The organism is Alteromonas sp. AWQ4_252 (assembly GCF_056158205.1).
This window is the reverse complement of the sequence record NZ_JBSWSV010000001.1, coordinates 1,468,645-1,488,325: the sequence shown is the minus strand read 5'-3', so window position 1 is coordinate 1,488,325 and position 19,681 is coordinate 1,468,645. Positions and strand designations below refer to the sequence as shown.

The 19,681-nt window shown below is 46.6% G+C and carries 17 protein-coding genes; 12 read left to right on the top strand and 5 right to left on the bottom strand.

Going from position 1 to position 19,681, the window contains the following annotated elements; genetic code table 11:
- Positions 1–25: 25 nt before the first annotated feature.
- Positions 26–808, bottom strand: a complete 783-nt coding sequence (locus ACXACM_RS06465; RefSeq protein WP_474820578.1) for an RMD1 family protein — start codon at positions 806–808, stop codon at positions 26–28.
- Between the two features lie 252 nt (positions 809–1,060).
- On the opposite strand from ACXACM_RS06465, the gene ACXACM_RS06460 reads away from it, so the two are divergent.
- From ACXACM_RS06460 to ACXACM_RS06440, 5 genes are all read left to right on the top strand, one after another.
- The gene (locus tag ACXACM_RS06460; protein WP_474820576.1) at positions 1,061–1,234 is read left to right on the top strand and encodes a DUF3012 domain-containing protein; all 174 of its coding nucleotides are present in this window, start codon (positions 1,061–1,063) and stop codon (positions 1,232–1,234) included.
- 1 nt (position 1,235) lies between these two features.
- The gene (locus tag ACXACM_RS06455; RefSeq protein ID WP_474820574.1) at positions 1,236–1,733 is read left to right on the top strand and encodes an arsinothricin resistance N-acetyltransferase ArsN1 family B; all 498 of its coding nucleotides are present in this window, start codon (positions 1,236–1,238) and stop codon (positions 1,731–1,733) included.
- Positions 1,734–2,004: 271 nt separating this feature from the next.
- Positions 2,005–2,508, top strand: a complete 504-nt coding sequence (locus ACXACM_RS06450) for a macro domain-containing protein (protein ID WP_474820573.1) — start codon at positions 2,005–2,007, stop codon at positions 2,506–2,508.
- A gap of 165 nt (positions 2,509–2,673) precedes the next feature.
- Positions 2,674–3,333 (top strand): YitT family protein, encoded by a 660-nt coding sequence (locus ACXACM_RS06445; RefSeq protein ID WP_474820572.1) that lies wholly within the window; start codon positions 2,674–2,676, stop codon positions 3,331–3,333.
- A gap of 139 nt (positions 3,334–3,472) precedes the next feature.
- On the top strand, positions 3,473–4,756 hold the full coding sequence (locus ACXACM_RS06440) for a hypothetical protein (protein ID WP_474820570.1): 1,284 nt from the start codon (positions 3,473–3,475) through the stop codon (positions 4,754–4,756).
- A 21-nt stretch (positions 4,757–4,777) separates the two neighbouring features.
- On the opposite strand, the gene alr is transcribed toward ACXACM_RS06440, so the two are convergent.
- A complete protein-coding gene (alr, locus tag ACXACM_RS06435) occupies positions 4,778–5,854 on the bottom strand; it encodes an alanine racemase (protein ID WP_474820569.1) in 1,077 nt (358 codons plus the stop codon).
- A gap of 137 nt (positions 5,855–5,991) precedes the next feature.
- Between alr and ACXACM_RS06430 the strand changes: the two genes are divergently transcribed.
- The 3 genes from ACXACM_RS06430 (at position 5,992) to ACXACM_RS06420 (ending at position 9,732) form a co-directional block, all read left to right on the top strand.
- Positions 5,992–7,548, top strand: a complete 1,557-nt coding sequence (locus ACXACM_RS06430; protein ID WP_474820568.1) for a sodium:solute symporter — start codon at positions 5,992–5,994, stop codon at positions 7,546–7,548.
- A gap of 88 nt (positions 7,549–7,636) precedes the next feature.
- Positions 7,637–8,572, top strand: coding sequence for an N-acetylmuramic acid 6-phosphate etherase (gene murQ / locus ACXACM_RS06425; RefSeq protein ID WP_474820567.1), 936 nt, complete (start codon positions 7,637–7,639; stop codon positions 8,570–8,572).
- A complete protein-coding gene (locus ACXACM_RS06420; protein ID WP_474820565.1) occupies positions 8,569–9,732 on the top strand; it encodes an exo-beta-N-acetylmuramidase NamZ family protein in 1,164 nt (387 codons plus the stop codon). The genes murQ and ACXACM_RS06420 overlap by 4 nt, the downstream gene beginning before the upstream one ends.
- On the opposite strand, the gene ACXACM_RS06415 is transcribed toward ACXACM_RS06420, so the two are convergent.
- Positions 9,729–10,580: a MurR/RpiR family transcriptional regulator gene (locus ACXACM_RS06415; protein WP_474820564.1), complete on the bottom strand. Its 852-nt coding sequence runs from the start codon at positions 10,578–10,580 to the stop codon at positions 9,729–9,731. The two genes, ACXACM_RS06420 and ACXACM_RS06415, sit on opposite strands and share 4 nt — an antisense overlap.
- Before the next feature lie 184 nt (positions 10,581–10,764).
- Between ACXACM_RS06415 and ACXACM_RS06410 the strand changes: the two genes are divergently transcribed.
- A complete protein-coding gene (locus tag ACXACM_RS06410) occupies positions 10,765–12,105 on the top strand; it encodes a M14 family zinc carboxypeptidase (RefSeq protein WP_474820562.1) in 1,341 nt (446 codons plus the stop codon).
- Positions 12,106–12,179: 74 nt separating this feature from the next.
- Here the strand turns inward: ACXACM_RS06410 and ACXACM_RS06405 are convergent, their stop codons facing one another.
- Entirely contained in the window at positions 12,180–13,328 is a 1,149-nt protein-coding gene (locus tag ACXACM_RS06405) for an acyltransferase family protein (RefSeq protein WP_474820561.1), read from the bottom strand.
- Between the two features lie 212 nt (positions 13,329–13,540).
- On the opposite strand from ACXACM_RS06405, the gene pbp4b reads away from it, so the two are divergent.
- The 3 genes from pbp4b to ggt all read left to right on the top strand — a co-directional run bounded on the left by pbp4b (position 13,541) and on the right by ggt (position 19,220).
- Complete coding sequence (gene pbp4b / locus ACXACM_RS06400) at positions 13,541–15,904, top strand: penicillin binding protein PBP4B (RefSeq protein ID WP_474820560.1); 2,364 nt, start codon at positions 13,541–13,543, stop codon at positions 15,902–15,904.
- Between the two features lie 237 nt (positions 15,905–16,141).
- Entirely contained in the window at positions 16,142–17,518 is a 1,377-nt protein-coding gene (locus tag ACXACM_RS06395; protein WP_474820559.1) for a Na+/H+ antiporter NhaC family protein, read from the top strand.
- A 4-nt stretch (positions 17,519–17,522) separates the two neighbouring features.
- Positions 17,523–19,220 carry a gamma-glutamyltransferase gene (ggt, locus tag ACXACM_RS06390; RefSeq protein ID WP_474820557.1) on the top strand — a complete coding sequence of 566 codons (1,698 nt, stop codon included), beginning with the start codon at positions 17,523–17,525 and terminating at the stop codon, positions 19,218–19,220.
- A 27-nt stretch (positions 19,221–19,247) separates the two neighbouring features.
- Here the strand turns inward: ggt and ACXACM_RS06385 are convergent, their stop codons facing one another.
- Positions 19,248–19,664, bottom strand: coding sequence for a VOC family protein (locus tag ACXACM_RS06385; protein WP_474820556.1), 417 nt, complete (start codon positions 19,662–19,664; stop codon positions 19,248–19,250).
- Positions 19,665–19,681 lie beyond the last annotated feature (17 nt).

Sequence of the window (19,681 nt, the reverse complement as noted above, 5' to 3'; positions counted from 1 at the left end):
GTGCTCTGGTCGCTCAGCATTCGAATTAGGCGAGTAAAATAGTAAGTTCCTGCGCGCCAAACATAACTATCTCAATGGCAATAAGAATGATGATGATCCACTCTAAAAACGATGAGTGTTTATGCTTTAGTTCATCAGCCAACATTTCAAAAAGCTCATGTATCACGTTGAGTTTGTTTGATAGTAATTCGATCCTAGACCGAATATCCAGATATTTACACGTTGCATTGTACGCGTCTTCATACTCAGAGTATTCCCAGAAAAATTCAGGAGTATCTAATAAGCCATAGTGCAGGAAAATATCACTTTTGGTACTAAACAAATGCCCTCGAATACTGGCTATTCGCTGCCGACTAAGTTTGATTTTACCCGATTCAGCCAGTGCTTTTGGTAAATGTGCATATTGTTCAATGGTACGTTCTGCTTGTTTTTCATATTCTCCCAGTTTTGTAGACTGAGCGAGCGCATGACTTACAGCCAGGCGCAACAAATGATCATCTCCCGGTAAAGAAATTAAATCGCGGTTGAGCTTTAGTGCTTCTACCTGGCTTACAAAACGAAAGTGCTCCTGGTGTTCACAAGCCAATGCATCACTGCTCACTTGGGAACGATGGAGAAACGCTAATCGCTCGTCTTCATCGACACCCCAGAATATCAATACTCCGTAATTAAACATCCAGGCTTCGCCACCTGGGAGGAGAAAATGCACAGCATCGCGGTAACCAGTACCTTGCTGTGTTTGTAGCAGGGTTTCGGTATCCTCAATTGAGAGAATGAAGACGGAAACCCTATTATTAGAAAATGACATATTATTCGTCCGGTCAGGTAAAAAAACTGGCCGAGTATGCGCTTTAACCCACAGACAAACCACATATTAATATCTATGAATATCAGACACTTAAAATATAATTTCATTTATCTTAACGGACATTTTTTTTAATCGAATATATTTTTAGCAGTGTAAAACCTGCTGCAATTTGTTTATTAAAGCGGCATAATGCTCTCAGTTTGATGCCTCCGCCGGTTTTGGTGAGGTACTTTTTATTAATAAGGAATAATAATGAAAAAATTACTATTGGCCGTTATCGCCATCAGTTTCACATTGGCGGGCTGTGCCCCTGAAGTTGGCAGTAAAGCCTGGTGTGAAGATATGAAAGAAAAGCCCAAAGGCGATTGGACCACCAACGAAGCCACTGACTTTACCAAACACTGTATTTTCAATAGCGAAGATTAATGTGACAACCATACGCCCGTGTCGTGCTGATGATGCATCTAGACTTGCTGACATCTATAATCACTATGTAAGAAATACCATAGTAACCTTCGAAGAAGACCTTGTAGATGCCCAGGAAATGGAGGCTCGCGTGTCACGGGTGGAAGCCTCGTCCCTTCCGTGGTTGGTCACTGAAGAACATCAAAAGGTGGTGGGGTATGCTTACGCTACCCCCTGGAAACCTCGCAGCGCATATCGCTTTGCTGTAGAAGTTACGATATATATCGACCCGGAATATTTAGGTAAGGGCTTAGGAATAGATTTATATCGAGCCCTGTTTGGACAATTGCGAGAACAAAACATCCATACGGCTTTTGGTGGCATCGCGCTTCCTAACCCCGCGAGTGTTGCACTACACGAAAAGTTAGGGATGATAAAAGTCGCTCATCTCGAGGAAGTTGGTTTTAAGTTTAATAAATGGGTAGATGTAGGCTACTGGCAAACTAAACTGACTAACTAAATCTTGTTACTAATCATGCTAATCTTTGTAACCCTTCCATAAAAATATCCGTTCAATAGCAACTTAACCCCGATGGCACGGTTTCTGATTATACAGAGCCAATGTTACCTGAAGAACGGACTGCACCATTGCTTACACGACTTGCAAAATCACCTTGGTTTGGCCACCCCCCTTTAGTTTCCTGCGTTAGCGCTTGCAGAGCACGAATCCACGGTGGCTTTGCACCTCTTGATAGCTGTCTGCAATTAGCAACATATTTTACGAAGCTGGCATGATCAGTATTCGCTTGATTGAAGCAGACATCACATCGCTTAATGTTGATGCCGTTGTCAATGCAGCAAGTTCGACTCTGTTGGGCGGAACTGGCGTAGACAACGCCATACATCACGCTGCGGGGCCAGATTTGTTTGAGTTCTGCCGTCAGCTTGGTGGCTGTGAAACCGGTCAGGCTGTGCTTACCCCGGGTTTCAATTTGCCAGCAAAATACATAATCCATACGGTAGGGCCGATTTGGCGAGGTGGTGAACATTTTGAAGAAAAGCGTTTAGCAGAATGCTATCTGAACAGTTTAAAACTCGCCAGTAAACACAAAATAAGAAGCATTGCTTTCCCCGCCATAAGCTGTGGTAGTTATGGTTACCCCTTGTTTCAAGCCTGCCAGATTGCTTTGGGAAATATACGGCTCCACGGGAGTGGCGGACAATACCCTGAGCGTATTTACCTGGCATGTCACACCAAGGATGTGTGGAAAACATATAAACAACTATTGGGCTAAAGAGCCAAAATCACAATAATTTCACAAATAGCTTACGAAACTTATGATTTACGTAAAGAAAAGCTACCATTTGTGTATCTGTCACTCACTAGAGTTTGTTGCGGCGACTTAGGGTAGATGACTATCCCCGATATAATAGTGTTTCACTCAATAGGGGACCCGATTATGCAAAAAAACACTCATAGCGTAGTTGAAGACATTTTCGCGCTGGTTAGTGCCGGACTGTTTGTTGCTTTCGGTGTTTACTTGTTTCAATCGCAAGATCTCATGGTAGGTGGTGCTGCAGGACTTGCTTTACTGGGTACTCACGTTTTACCGATTAATTTTGGTGTACTTTTTTTTCTTATTAACCTGCCTTTTTATGCTCTGGCCTGGACCCAAATAAGCAAGCGTTTTACCCTGAATACTTTCATATCCGTATCAACCGTTTCTGCTCTTACGGATCTTATCCCACGGTTTGTGGATGTATCCCATGCTAATCCGGTTTTCACTGCTATCTTTGGTGGTTTGCTCATCGGCGTAGGCATGCTAATCATGTTTCGACACAGCTCAAGTCTGGGTGGCCTGGGTATACTCGCTTTCTACCTACAACAAAAATTCGCTCTGCGGGCCGGCACATTTCAGTTAACTGTTGATACCCTCATTTTGACTAGCTCCCTGTATATACTTGATTGGAAGTTAGTTCTTATTTCTGTGCTGGCTGCATTTTTCCTGAATATGGTGTTATCGTTAAACCACCGTCCGGAAAGATATTCCCTCTCGGTGAAGCCTTCAGAAGCCCCCCACTCGTCTGCGATGTCGGATGATGGCGCCCACGCTCAGTAGTAGGCTGCGAATGTTCGCAATCTAACCGTACGGCTGCCCAGCCATACATCGTGTTTTCTCTTGCATACCAGTTAAAATTCTTTATTCTAGAAAGAATGAAAAATTAAGAATAAAAAAACGCAACTGCAGAGGAAGACTTATGCTCGTATCCCGTGCCTCTATTTTAGCACTGTGCCTGGTATGCCCTGTATCCATTGCTGAACAGGTGGAACAAGAACCACCACGTGAGGACTTCCGCCATATGATTATGGATGCAGAGCCGTACTTCCCATCAAATACCGATGCGACCTGGCCAGATTGTGCGCCGACAGTGCCCGGAAGCAACACCACGTTCTCCACCATCGACGAAGTTGGCCTTCACAAAGGTTGGGAATTGAGAATAGCTGCAGACTGGACATACTTTCCAACCCCGGCAGAAGATGGTTATGTGACTGTCATAGATTACGCAATGAAAAACGACAAGCTTGCTTACCGTTATTTGGCTAATGATGACACACACAACGTTCTTTACGAACCATGGAGTTCATCAAAAATCATGGCTTATACTGGAGCGTTAGCAAGTCTTCAGTTAGAAAGCATCCCCGAAGATCTAAAAGTTGGAAACACCCGAGTGGCTGACCTCATTACAAGCATAAACTCCTATGCCCACAGTGGTGAGGCGGATGGCAATTCAAACGCCATTGCAACCTACTTTGCCAACGTAGCGGGGCGAACTTTTCTGACAAATCTTTTTCACGAAAACTGGTTAAAACTAAGTGATCCGAACATTCGTTTCCGTGGTGCTTACGGCAGTGAGGTGTTTACACCACAACCGGCTATCTTTAGCAGTAGACGGTCAACTTTACGTCAGGAGGTAAGTTTCTACAAAGCAGCAACGGATGATCCTTACTATCAACCTTATTTGTGTGAAGACTGTAATAAAAACGGAAATAAGCCAATGACTACACTGGCTGAAGCCGAGTTTTTAAAACGCATTGTATCGCAAAAGCGCGTTCCTGAGGCAGCTATGCCCGGGCTATCAGACGACGCTGTAATAAGCCTGTTATACGCGCCAGGTCATGACACTAGCGCCAACACGTCAGGCGGCATGATGGCTGGTATTAGCAGGATGCTTCATATCGCTTTGGCTAAATCTGTCGCACCTGGTGACAAGCGTTCGCCCAAGGCTATTCTTGATGAGTACACTGAAGGTCAATGGCGGGTATTCCAGAAAATCGGCTGGGGTCCAAGCGAAACCCGGGGACAAGGTGAAACTGTTGTTTTGGCCCACGTTTGCCTACCTCTTAAAAAGGCTAAAAAGGAGTTCACGTTAGCGGCGAGAACAGCGGCTCCAAACCCTACAGAAGACGCAGTGGATAAGGCCGCAGTAAAAATGCAGACACTCCTCGATAGCACTATTGAGAAATTATTGTCGGCTCATTAGAGATGTGCGTGTAGGCCAGGGTTAAGATTGCCATCGCACCAAACGCGGTACCCGGGGAGAAATACGAGTGAGTAATTCATAAGAAATAGTACCTGCACATTCAGCGACCTCATCAACGGGCAGGTGCCTTCCCCATAATTCCACGGTATCTCCCACAGCAGGGGTCGGAATATCAGTAATATCCACGGAAATCATATCCATCGATACCCGCCCTGCTAGTTTCCCTCGATAGCCGTTAATATAGACGGGTGTTCCATTTGGACAATGGCGGGGATAACCGTCAGCGTAACCAATACCAACAGTTGCAATGATGGATGGCTTTTGTGCTTTCCATCGTTGACCATAACCCACTGTATCGCCCGATTTCAGGTGCCTGATAGCAATGATACTCGCCTGGAGTGTCATTACTGGTTCTAATGACGGTGTTGGCTTTTCACTCAGCGGCTGGGCACCATACATAGCAATGCCTACTCTGTTCCAATCTCCGTGAGACTGAGGCCAGCCAACAACAGCCGGAGAATTTGCGATACTAACTTTACATTGTGTTCCTTTTACCACGTTTTCAAAATCGCGAATTTGTTGAGCGGTAAAGGGGTTATCAGTTTCATCGGCACAGGCCAAATGAGTTACCAGGACAGGCTTTTCCTCAGATAAGGTTGCGTATTGTTGAAGTACCGAATCAATTTCATCAACAGAAAAGCCTAATCGGTGCATGCCAGAGTCGACCTTAAACCATACATTGGGTCGCCTGGTTTGCGAGCATTGTTTGAGCCATGCTAGTTGATGATGTTGATGAATTACAGGTACTAAATCTAGTTCCCAGGTAAGTTCTAACTCGTCTTGCTGATGCGGTCCTTCCAGAACGACAATAGGCCCACCTATTCCAGCCTCTCTTAACGCAATGGCTTCTTCAGTAATGGCTACAGCAAAACCCTGACAGTAAGGTTGTAGAATTCGAGCCACTGCCACAGCTCCGTGACCGTAAGCATCTGCCTTTACGACAGCCATCGTATTGCCTTTGCCAGCAATGCCAGACAGTAGAGTGAAGTTGCTAATAAGTGCATCAGCATCAATAATGGCTTGGGTTTGTCTGCTCAAGGGATGTCGATCCTGTCTAGTATCATATTACTACTTGGCACCTATTTTACAATGACGAGAAAATTCCAGCTATACAAATTAAATGGAATAATCTATTCTATGTTTTCTGGTGAATAAAAATAATGTAACAGGGTGCCATGTTAGGTCAGTATGCGTTCGTAGATATTCTGGTATTTGTTGGATACGGGTTATTGTTGTTAGGCAGTGGCTGGCTTTTCAACAGAAGAAATCGTTCAGCAAATGACTACTTCCTGGGTGGAAATGCCATTCCTATGTGGATGGTAGCGATTTCTGTTCTTGCTACCTCCCAATCTGCCGCGACATTTCTGGGTGGTCCAGACCAAGGCTACCGCAATGATCTCACTTATCTCTCGACTAATATCGGGGCTTTTATCGCGGCGTATTTTGTCGCCATTTTTTTGATCCCTCGTTTTTATCAGCAAAAAGTCTTCACCGTTTATGAACTGTTGGAGCAACGATTCGGCTCCAGGGCAAAACGACTTGCCGGGTTAATGTATCTGTTTGGGCGGGTCTTTGCCAGTGGCGCTCGCCTTTACATGGCTGCGCTGGCCGTATCAATGATCCTATTTGGCAATATCGACGCTTCCAGTGTAATCACTGCAACATTAATAATTACGATCTGCGGGTTGGTATATACCGTCTACGGCGGCATTAGAACCGTTATATATTCGGATGTACTTCAAGCTGCTATTTACGTAGGGGCTGCGATAGCGGTAATTATAGTGTTATACCAAGCCATTCCCGCCTCCTTAGGCGATATCGTTAGCGCCCTGCAACAACCGGCTCCCGGCGAAACGTCTAAACTCAGATTAATTAATACTGATATAGACTTTTCCAACAGCGGTGTGTTTAGCCTGTTTTCGGTGCTAACAGGTTTCGTACTTTTAAATATTGCCGCTTTCGGTCTCGATCAAGATATGACTCAACGGGTTCTAACCTGTAAAGACGCCAAAGAAGGCAGCAAAGCCATGTTGATGTCTGTTGTGATGGTAATTCCGGTGATGTTGTTGTTTTTAGTTATTGGATTACTGCTCTATATTTATTATCAGCGACCAGACATTATGGCCGCCGGTGTAACTGACAGCCCGGTACCCACGTTTGCCGGTGAACCCGTTACCATTTTCATGTATTACGTGCTTACTGAAATTCCCGCTGGGGTGAGAGGACTTGTGACGGTGGGCATACTTGCTGCCGCGCTCTCGACCCTTAATTCTGGATTAAACTCGATGGCCAGTGTACTTGTACAAGATCTCTACAGGCCATGGAAACAAGCAAAAGAGTCTCAGGTCGATGAAGGGCACTACGTAAAAGTAGGACGCTGGGCAATGACTCTCGTTGCAGCAGCGCTAGGTGGGATGGCTTGTCTCTGTTACTACTGGCAACAATACACCAATATGCCGCTGCTGCAGTTTGCACTTGGTGTCATGGTATTTTCTTACAGCGGTTTACTGGGCGTTTACTTCATCACATTGTTTTCAAAGAGAGGAAGTCAGCGATCGGTTATTGCTGCACTGATTGTGGGCTTTTTTGTTCCACTATCTATGCAACCTTACGTAATACATACAATACTGCCCTCGCAGTGGCAATTCGAGCTTGGCTTCACCTGGCAACTGGTTGTCGGCACCATAATTGCAGCTGTTGTATGTGCAGCGGGGAAAACGTCTAAAAGCTAATAGTAGTACTATAGTCAAGCGTTGTATATTGAACGACAGCATACTGCCAGGAGCATCAGACAGGCAGTAAAATCAGATAAGGCAAACTATGCAGGCAAAAAAAGTAAGTGGAACATCAGATTTACTGGCACAGCTCAATAGAATCGTGTCTGAAGGGAGAAACCCCGACACCATGGATATCGATTTGCTGTCCACTGAGGCCATATTGCGTAAAATTAATCAGGAAGACGCCAAAGTAGCTAATGCCGTGGCACAGGAAATTCCACATATTGCAAATGCCGTAGACGCGATTGTAGAAAAACTACTGGCAGGAGGAAGACTTGTATACACAGGTGCGGGCACAAGTGGTCGCCTTGGGATCCTGGATGCAGTGGAATGCCGGCCAACTTTCAGCGTACCAGACAGTTTGGTGATTGGCATTATTGCCGGTGGCGAGCCAGCTATTCAACATGCGGTAGAAGGCGCTGAAGACGACAAATCGCAAGGCGCACGAGACATTCAGGCAATTGACTTTTCCGACAACGACGTTTTAGTCGGTCTATCCGCCAGCGGTCGTACCCCATACGTTGTAGGCGCGTTGGAATACGCGAACTCTTTGGGCGCGAAAACGATAAGTATTGCCTGCAACCCGGATTCAATCGTTCTGAACAGCGCCGGTATTGCTATTTGTCCGGTGGTAGGCCCAGAATGCCTGACTGGCTCTACGCGAATGAAGTCTGGCACCGCGCAAAAACTGGTGTTGAACATGCTCAGTACTGCCAGCATGATTCGTCTGGGGAAAACTTACCAAAACCTTATGGTTGACGTTAACGCGACGAACGAAAAACTCAAGGCCCGGGCAATTCGTATTGTGATGCAGGCAACGGATTGCGAAAGAGAAGAAGCAGCAAGAGCGTTGGAGGCTGCCAATCACAAAGCGAAAGTAGCCATTATGATGATTTTAACTGACACCTCCGCCGAGCAAGCCGAGTCGATGCTCACCACGCACAATGGCTTTTTGCGTCGTGCAGTGGAAGAGCAATGATTAGAGTAGCCACTGGCTGGTTGACGTGCTTAGTATGTCTGCTCCTGCCCGTTCAGGCAATAACACTTGGCGCCGCTCAGCCAGACAAATACCTCCCCTTACTGGCTTCTAAACGGGTGGCCTTGGTGGTAAATCAAACATCTAGGGTCGGTGGCGAACACCTGGTTGATTACCTGCTTTCCAAAAACGTGAATGTGGTAAGTGTAATGGCCCCTGAACATGGCTTTCGCGGCGATGCCGGTGCTGGCGAAACCATCAAAGACGGCATAGATGAAAAAACAGGCCTGCCCATTTTGTCGCTCTATGGAAAAACCAAAAAGCCGACGATGGCAATGCTCGAAAACGTAGACACTCTGGTATTTGACATTCAGGATGTTGGCGCGCGGTTCTACACGTACATCAGTACCTTGCATTATGTCATGGAAGCTGCTGCGGAACAGGGCAAACACGTTGTTGTTCTCGACCGCCCGAACCCCAACGGAGCATACGTTGACGGCCCGGTACGAGAAAAGGCTTTTACTTCATTTGTAGGCATGGACCCTATCCCTTTGCTTCATGGAATGACCGTAGGCGAACTGGCTGGCATGATCAAAGGCGAGGCGTGGATTAACAAAGCATCATCTCTGGCCTTGTCTGTTGTTCCTATGGTTGATTACGAGAGAACCATGCCTTATTCATTACCCATTGCCCCCAGCCCGAATTTACCCAATGATCAAGCCATTCAGCTTTATCCGTCGTTGTGTTTGTTCGAGGGTACAGTGGTGAGTGTGGGGCGTGGAACGACATTTCCTTTTCAGGTAATAGGGCACAACGAGGTTGCGCTTGGTACGTTTTCATTTACGCCAGTAAGTATGCCGCAAAGTGCCCCCTACCCTAAACTCGAGGGTGAAAAGCTTCTTGGTCGCGACCTCCGTAAGAGTAACGTAAAAGGTTTCGATCTTGGTTTACTTATAGCCGTTTACGCTAAATTTAAGGCTGCCGGCACGACGTTGATCAATCGGCCAGACTTTTTCGACAAATTGAGTGGTACTGATTCGTTGCGCAAAGCTATTGAAGCAGACAAAACGGAATCAGAAATCCGGGCGCTTTGGAAACCTGGGCTAACGGCGTTTAAAGCAAAACGCCAGCCTTATTTGTTGTATCCGGATAGCGCGCATTAACTGCGCTGCATTCTGAATCGGGAAACCACATCGTTCGTTTTTTCCAGTAACTTGCGGCCTGGGCGCGATGCCTGGGTCAGGGCGATGAACAACATGTCGATAATCAATTCCTGCGCTGTCCTGGCCAATATGGAAGACAGCCTTAGAGACGCTTCTTCTGCCACTGAATAAAGCTGTACCTGAGCCAAATCGGCAATCAGGTTTTGGCCATACTTGGTAATAGAAATAACTGTCGCATGATTGTGTCTGGCCTCGGTAACGACATTCGCGACTTCGCTGGTTGTACCGGATTCGCTTATCGCCACCACCACATCACTTTCTGAGAAGGTAGCAGCTAAAGCCAACTGTATGTGGCCATCGGCTTCGGATACCGCATTGATGCCTAACTTTTGCAGTTTGTAGGCAAAGTCCTTACACACAAGCGCCGAACCACCCACACCACAAATCATGACCCGCTTGGCATTTTTAATCAGTTCAACCGCCCGTTCAAACGCCACCATCTCATTGAGATTTCGGGTTTCGTTAAGCACACTTATTTTGCTTGCCACCAGCTTGTCGGCCATCTGTTCAAAGCCATCGGTCAACGTGATTTTCCCGTGGATCTGCGTATTGGGCGCTTCCTTGTTAAGTGAGTCAATTACCGCCAGTTTGAACGCGGGATACCCCTTATAACCTAACTTCTGAGCAAACTTAACCACACTAGACTGACTTACCCCTACGACATTAGCTAACTCTTGTGAGGACAAGTCCCGAACAGCATTTGGTGAATCCAGGGTAAAGGTCGCTAACTTTGATTCGCTTGCGGAGAGTGAGTGCTTTATTGCTTTTATTTTTGTAAATGCAGACATGATCGTTCACTTTTTAAACTTATGGCCAAAAGAGACTGTAACAACAGCAATAATAACGCTGTTTATCTCATAGAATTAATTATTCAAATATAAACCAGTTGAAGAGAATATCAAAATACCATTACATTACTAGGTAAATTATTCTACACAAAACTCAAAATCGTTTACCGGTTAAGGATGCTGTATGACTGCTCACCCTCATTTACCTTCGGCCGATATCGACGAAAAATTCCATCGTCTTTACTGGCAAGCACTCGATAAGGTGCACCTCACAGCATCTGACATCGCCCCCATTGTGGATTCCCTTCGTCTTCACGATCTAATCACAGCGACGCAGATAGGTACGTCTTATGAAGGTCGCAAAATTGAACGCTTAACGCTTGGCACAGGCCCGCTGACGATACTCGCCTGGACACAAATGCATGGCGATGAAGCTACGGCAACAGCCGCTGTACTGGATTGGCTGCACATCCTGCTTACGTCCTCTCCCGTTGGATTACCAGGCGATTGGCAATCTCGCGTTACTCTGCATATTATTCCCATGTTAAATCCGGATGGTGCCCAGCGCAGAACCCGGGTAAATGGGCAGGGTGTCGATATCAATAGAGATGCCAAAGCATTGCAATCCCCTGAAGGGCGTATTCTTCATCAACAAGTTGCCGAATTATCGCCTGATATTGCGTTTAACCTTCACGACCAAAATCCATACTACACAACAGGCATGTCTGCTAATCCTGCCACAATCGCATTTCTTGCTCCGGCCTACCATGAAGACAAGCACGTAGATGGCCCACGACTTCGAGCCAAACAACTCATCGCGACCATGAATGGCACCTTGCAGCATTACATCCCTGGTTGTGTTGGTCGCTACGATGACACCTACTCTTTCCGTTCATTTGGCGACAATATCGCGGGGACTGGAGCCAGTACCATTCTGATTGAAAGTGGGGCAGCGCCTGACGATCCAAATCGGCAGGTAGCCCGAAAGATGAACGTAATTGCCCTGCAAACGGCGCTGGAATCTCTGCTTACTGAACAATTTCAGCAATTCTCTTTGGCGGATTACTACCGTATCCCGGACAATCGCGAGAATGGTTTGTGCGATCTTAAAATAGAAAATATTAGTCTGGGTGAGCGAGATACCTTTAAGGCCGACATTAGCCTTGTTGTAGACCGTAAAACTAAATTCAGTCAAATTGGTGCCATTGGCGATTTACGAACTCTTTATGGGTTTGACACTGTAAATGGAAAAGGCATGCATCTGAAAGGAGGCAAATGTTTTACTGTGAGTTCGGACACAACCCTCGACGATGATTCGTATCTTGAGCTTTTAAAAGATGGCATCACACACTTTATCGACGATGGGAAGAAACTGGCAGTCACCACCCGTCTTCCCGTAAACATCGTCAGTAAGGACAATGCTAACAATCCTATACTCCCGGGTAATCCGGCCTTTTTTAATGTACAGGATAGTATGGGGCTAGTGGCTGTCGTGCTTGAGGGTCAATGGATATCTCTTCGCTAAGTTAAACAGGGGACAAGGGCTTATTGGTAAGGAAAAGCCCTTTCCTTTTCTGCTTTCTTTGAGCACTTTGCGCTTCAAATTCTGATAAAGATCCGTTTGTTGTACAACCACCACACGGGCAGGAAGCACATAATAAGAAAGCACACGGCGAAAAGAAGTGATGCATTATGAGGTGAAGCCAGGGGCAGGAAAACCTGCTTGTACAACCATGGCTTGAGAGTTGTATCGTCAACAACGATCATTTGGAACACCCTGGCCATTAATCCCGACAACATAAAAAAGGCAATACTGTTGGCCCCAGCTATCAAAAAAGGCGTAGCCCAACTCTTGCGCTGTTTTATGTCGAGTACGACTATTAATATAGCCAGCGTTAACATTGCCAGTCCAGCGGTGATAAGAACGTAACTTGGCGACCATAAGGCTTTGTTAATGGGTACCCAAGGCGCAATAGCACTTCCCAACGCGCTAAATGCGACGCCGTAGATTAATAGCTTTTTCACCGTCTGCCAGCCATTTCCACATACAATGAGCCACTGCCCTGCCACTACACCGAATAAGCAACTCGCAACTGCAGGCACGGTACTTAGTAGCCCTTCGGGGTCAAAAGGGAAAGGCGTTGCAGTTCGATAGTAGATATGATGTTGCCCGAACACAGCATTGTCTACCCATGCGGCAAAACTATTTCCGTAATCCCACATACCCTGATAAGTATTTCCCTGGTTGTCGCTGTAAGGTACTAATGTCATTAGCAACCAGTATCCAAACAAGCATCCAAGCAGAACAATCCGCTGCCCTCTTTCGCGAAAAATAATAAGCAACGGCGCGGTTATTAGGTAAATCAGCCCCAGACGTTGCAATACTCCCATAACGCGAACTTTATACAGCTTGTCATTCAACCAGTTGTAGTTTGGGTCCAGGGTGTTTACGTAAAACAAAGTAAGGAACAAACCCAATGCAAATAATATGGCGCTGCGCTTTGCAATTGATAGTAGCTGTGGCAATAGGGAAATCGAAGTGTCTTTGTTCTTATTGAAAGAAATTGCCGCTGATACGCCCATAATAAAAACAAAGAAAGGGAAAACTAAATCTGTCGGCGTTAATCCATGCCATTGAGCATGAAGCAATGGCCAGTATACATTTCCCCAGTTACCCGGGTTGTTTACCAGTACCATAAGCACAATGGTTAATCCACGCATCACATCAACGGCTGCAATTCTCTTCATTGTGTACTCTTATCTTTCGCTTAAGGTGTGTTATTTCAGCCCCATTATGGAATATTTTATTATTTACATCCATACGATTTGTGATAATTTGGTCATCATGAATTTTTTCTCTTCTTATAAGTAATATGCACATCATTTCAAGACTTTTTCGCTTCTGCTTAATAGCAGCCGGCGTTGCAGTGCTAATAGGCTGCGCGACAGGCTATACAACCATGCCTTCAGAGAATGCAAGCGAACGGGTTAAATTGCTGGTAATGCATTTTACCGCTATCGATTACGAAAAAAGCATTCATGCGCTTGTTGATGAAGGAGGCTTAAGTTCGCACTATTTGGTTGCAGACCCGAGTGATCCAAGCTACAACGGCGGTGAAGATTTGATCCTTCAGCTTGTCGATGAGAACAGACGGGCATGGCACGCTGGTACCAGCTACTGGCAAAACCGGACTAACCTCAATGACACCTCCATCGGAATTGAGATTGTTAATGTACCAACATGTGAGCGAGACACTGCTGCAAGTATGTCACGCTCAGAACATGGTAGTAACCGCCTTTGCGTGTTTCCCGATTTCAACTCCGCACAAATCCAGGCTGTGATTCGCCTTTCCCAAGACATTCTTGCCCGTAACCCCGATATTCACCCTACAGCAGTCGTTGGCCACTCTGATATTGCCTATACACGTAAAAACGATCCGGGCCCGCGCTTTCCTTGGTTTGAACTCTACAAAGCGGGAGTGGGGGCCTGGTATGACAACGACACACTTACCGAATACTGGAAATTGTTTAACCAGCGCCTTCCCGAAATTGGCTTATTTCAAAAAGCATTACGAGACTATGGCTATGACGTACTTGAAACCGGTATATTCGATGAACACACGCAAAGTGCTATTTCTGCATTCCAAATGCATTTTGTTCAGGATGAGGTCAACGGGCAGTTAAACAGTGAAACCGCTGCGGCGTTATTTGCTCTGCTGGAGAAGTATTTTCCTCAGAAGCTCAAGGTATTAATGGCTCGCTACGAGCGTGAACTTGCAATTAAAACCGAGCTTCCAATGCGGCCCGTCAAGCAAGGGCAAATAGATGCTGTGTTTCCCCAAGAAGACCGTTCTAACCGCAAAGAGGTGAACGATAAAGTACGCTTTGCCGCATACAAGGCTCGGGGGGAAATCTTTTTGCGCCCAGAGCAAGACACCCACGCCACTATCGCAGTAAACGGCGAAGTACTGAATATTGCAACTCCGCTACTAGCAGATAAAACCTATCACTACTCCCTTAAACGGAGAACCAAAGACGGTATCAATACGTTATCGGTGGAAACACAAAACGATACCGACAAATTACATGTACGTATTCCATGGCCAACACTACAAGATGACACTGAAAGCTGGCAGACAAAATTCGCCAGAGTTGATGCCCTGATCAACGAAGAAATTGCTGCAGGTTTCCCCGGCGCTGCTTTGCTCGTGGTAAAAGACGGTAAGGTTATTAAGCGCAGTGCGTATGGCTATGGGCGCAAGTACAGTGAAGATGGAAGCTTGCTGGCAAACCCGCAACCAATGACACCGACCACCATGTTTGATATAGCCTCAAATACCAAAATGCTGGCGACGAATCTGGCCCTTATGAAATTGGTATCGGAAGGCAAGATACACGTAGACGACCCCCTTTACGCTTACCTACCTGAATATCATGGTGACGGTAGAGAAGCACGGACAGTGAGGGATTTGCTCAGCCATCAAACCGGTTATGGCCCGGAAGTGCGTTTCTTTGAGCCACAACAAAGTTACGGCAATGGGTTTTTCTCAAGAAGTAAACAGCACACCAATCATTTACTTGCCACTAAAGTGCCTTTCCGCGAAGGGAATAAGCTAAAGGCAAAATACAGCGACACGAACTTCATGCTGTTAGGATTACTGGTTGAACGTGTCACCGGCATGTCGTTAGATCGTTACTGCGAGCAAGTGCTATACAGCCCGCTTCAACTCAACCACACCATGTTTAACCCCTTACAAAAGGGCGTACTCCCCAGCTCTATTGCAGCAACGGAAATCAACGGAAATACACGCAGCGGACATATACACTTCCCAGGCGTACGCGAGTACACCCTTCAAGGGGAAGTGCATGACGAAAAAGCCTGGTACAGCATGCAGGGAGTAGCAGGTCATGCTGGACTCTTTTCTACCATAGATGACATAGGTGTACTGCTGCAAATGCTTATTAATCAGGGCGGCTATGGCAACGTAGCGCTATTTGACGAGCAAACACTCTCGCTATTCACCGCGCCGTCTTCTCTTGACCCCGGTTTCGGTCTGGGTTGGCGACGTGCCGCGGATGGCCGGAACCGATGGCATTTTGGCCCCTACGCCAGCAACCAGGCATACGGACACACTGGCTGGACTGGCACGGTGACGGTTATCGATCCCCAGCAAAACTTAGGGATCGTGTTGCTAACCAATGCCAGACATACCCCTGTAGAGGAAAGTGACGCTGGGCAACTACACTTTGCTGGTTCTGATTTTGAAACCGGAAAATACGGTAGCGTTGTTACGCGAATATATGAAGCTATTCTGGCGAATTAACGACCCCAGCAGGATAACGATGGCAAAGATTGGGGTAATTGTCGCAAACTAGAAACATTTGTTCCTTTAAACCATCGTTTTCGGTTAAGGTAATATTAACGTGCCCACGTCAACATTTCGTTCGATGTAACAGCTAGCGCACGTTATTTAGCAACCATAATAAAAACTGCCGCATTGCTGGGTGTTCTCCAAACAACACAATGTCAGTAAAGACAACAAAAGCAGGAAACAGTGTTCATGGAATGGGTCTCCATTATCCCCCCTTTAGTCGCCATTTTTGTGGTGTTCTGGAAAAAAGAAGTCATTATGGCTTTATTGCTGGCCGTATTGTCAGCCGAAGCCCTTATCTTGTTAAACAGCGTTTCTGAGAGTGTATTACTGGCGCCAATTAACGCTATTGAGCGGACCATTGGTGTAGCCTCCAGCCCTGGCAATACCCGTATATTGATATTCTCTGTTCTGGTAGGGGCGTTGTTGGCTTACATTCGCGATTCGGGTGGAGTAACCGCGACCGTAAACTGGTTGATAGGAAAAGGCGTAGCAAAAAGCAAAAAACAGGTGGGAAGTCTCACCATGCTTACAGGTATTGCTGTTTTCATTGAATCAAATCTAAGCGTACTTACCGCAGGTATTTTCGCCCGAGGCTTGTTCGATAAATTTAAAATGAGTCGGGCACGGCTCGCCTACCTCATCGACAGTACCAGTGCTCCTGTGTGTATTCTCATTCTGCTAAATGGCTGGGGCGCCTTTGTGCTCAGTCTTCTTGACGGTTACGCCCTGCCCGCTTCATCTGCGAGTATTTTGTGGGGGTCGGTTCCCTTTAATTTTTATGCTCTTATTACGCTGGCAATTGTCGTTTACACTATCGCAGCAGACAAAGTACACGGCCCGATGGCAAAAGAAGAAGAAGCCATGAGCCAGGTGGATACTCAGCTATCCTCCGAGCCTCCAACTAAGGCCCGTTTCATGATTGTGCCCTTGTTGGTCATGGTTGTCAGCATGGTGGGCTTTATGTTGTGGACGGGTAATGGCGTACTTGCAAACGGCAGTGGCAGTAAATCTGTGCTATACGCCACCATTTTAGCAACGGCTACGGCGTATTTCCTGTTAATCGCGCACAAGCGTTTCACCCATCACAAAGCCGTAGAAATCGGCTTTAAAGGCATGGGGGAACTTCTGCCACTTGTAACGATTGTTTTAATGTCTCTTACTCTTGGAGCCAGCCTGAAGGTACTCGGTACTGGAGAGTTCGTAGCCGGGCTAGTTGGTGAGTACTTACCCTTATTTCTTATTGTACCCATGCTTTTCCTCGCTGGCGCAGTGATGTCATTTACAACGGGCACCAGTTGGGGGACCTTTGCCATACTAATCCCTATTGGCGTTCCTTTGATCCAATCTTTAGGGTTGCCTCCCTCTTTGGTGGTGGCAGCCATATTAGGGGGCGGTGTTTTCGGCGATCACTGCTCACCTATTTCAGATACCTCTGCCGTATCTTCCATAGCCGCTGGTTGCGACTTACTTACTCATATTCGCACTCAGCTTCCTTACGCACTCACCGCTGGTGGCCTGACGCTCGTTGCTTATGTCATCGCCAGTTTCATTATGATTGGATAACACTATGAGAATATTGTTTTTATCACTTTTCCTCTGGGTCTGTGTTGGTTGCACCGACAACAACACGCCCCCTGCAGACACTCAAAAAGTTGCTGAAATTGTTCAACAAGCGGTAGCTATGCCCGACCAGTTCGCCGCTGATGCAGCAATAGCTGTACTTAATGATGGCGGCTCGGCGGTAGACGCTGCCATCACCGCACAATTTGTTCTGGCGGTTACATTTCCTGAAGCGGGTAACATTGGCGGCGGCGGCTTTATGACCATCTACCAGGACAGCGAAGCCGCATTCGTGGATTATCGTGAAATGGCCCCAGCTAAAGCCCATCGCGATATGTACTTAGACGAAAATGGTGATGTTAAAAAATACGAATCGTTGTTTGGTGCCAAAGCGTCTGGCGTTCCCGGCTCGGTGGCTGGCATGTGGGCCGCCCACCAACGTTTTGGCAAGCTACCCTGGAAGCGTCTGGTTCAGCCTGCCGTAGAGTTAGCGGAAAACGGCTTTGCTGTTCCCGAGAAATTAGCAGATCGCATTACACGTTACATGGCCAGAATGGAAAAGAATGGCATTGAAAGCAATTTCGGCGACTATTTTGGTGATGCCAGACAAGCGGGTGTCATATTTAAACAACCTGAACTTGCAGCAGCGATGACAAGAATACGCGACCAAGGTCAGGATGGTTTTTACAAAGGAGAAACCGCAAAAATTATTGCCGATTTTATGGCGGCAAATGGTGGGTTAGTAACACAAGAAGATCTCGCCGGTTACGAAGCAAAATGGCGTGCGCCGATTGTTTACCCATGGCAAGATTACAAACTTCTCACTGCTCCGCCTCCGAGTTCTGGTGGTGTTGCTGTCGCTCAATGGATCAGCATGTTGAACGAAGTGCTGGAAACCCGAGATTTACCAGCTCACGACAGCCGGGATTACGTTCACCTGATGTCAGAAATAGGCAAACGGGTATTTGCTGACAGAGCTGAATATTTAGGCGACCCCGATTTTATCGACGTACCGGTAAAAGCCTTACTCGACGAAAACTACATCGCCAAGCGTGCCGGGGAAGTCGATGTTAATGCAATTTCAGTTACCGAAGACGTCAAACCTGGCTTGTACGAAAGTCCAGATACCACCCACTTTTCTGTCATGGACAAGTGGGGTAACGCCGTTGCCAATACTACTACTATTAACCTTTCCTTTGGCAGTGGTGTAATAGTTGAGGGGGCGGGTTTCCTTCTCAATGATGAAATGGACGACTTCAGTGCCAAGGCTGGTGTACCTAACTTTTTTGGCGCCATCGGTGGCACGGCGAACGAGATTCAGCCCGGGAAACGCATGTTATCTTCAATGACACCAACTATTGTACTTAAAGGTGACAAAGTCACTCTGGTAACAGGCTCACCAGGTGGAACTACTATTATTTCTTCGGTAGCCCAATCTATTCTCAATGCCCTGTTTTTTGATATGAATGCAGAGGCTTCGGCAAACAGCCCACGCTTTCACCACCAATTGTGGCCAAAAGACACCATTGCCTATCACAGTGGCCTTTCTGAAGATGTGGTAGCTGAATTAACCGCAATGGGATACATCATGAAAGAAAGTAATTTTGGTGACGTTCATCTTATCAAAAGAACAGACAAAGGCCTTGAAGCTGCGTCTGAAGCAAGAGGACGTGGTAAAGCGGTAGTAGAAGATACGACGCTGTAAACACGAAACCTGACCAGGTGTTTGCGGTTAAACCGCAAACACCTGGTCCATTGATTTAAATGCTTTAAACTCCAATGCGTTACCCGCAGGATCCAGAAAAAACAATGTTGCCTGTTCACCTGGTTCCCCTTTAAAGCGAATATAAGGCTCGATGACAAATTCAGTACCCGCTTGTTGCAACCTATGGGCCAGGGTCTGCCAATCATCCATCGACAACACAACGCCAAAATGAGGAACAGGTACGGCATGATTATCAACGCCGTTGTGCTGAGGTGCCGGTGGCATAGAATCGACGCAATGGGTGACTAATTGATGGCCAAAGAAATTCCAATCTATCCAACGGGTATCGCTTCTGCCTTTTTCACATCCCATTACTTTGCCGTAAAACGTTTCTGCTGCGTCGAGATTGTCAACGGGTATAGCTAAATGAAAGGGTTGAGGCATTAGTTGCTCCTAGACGT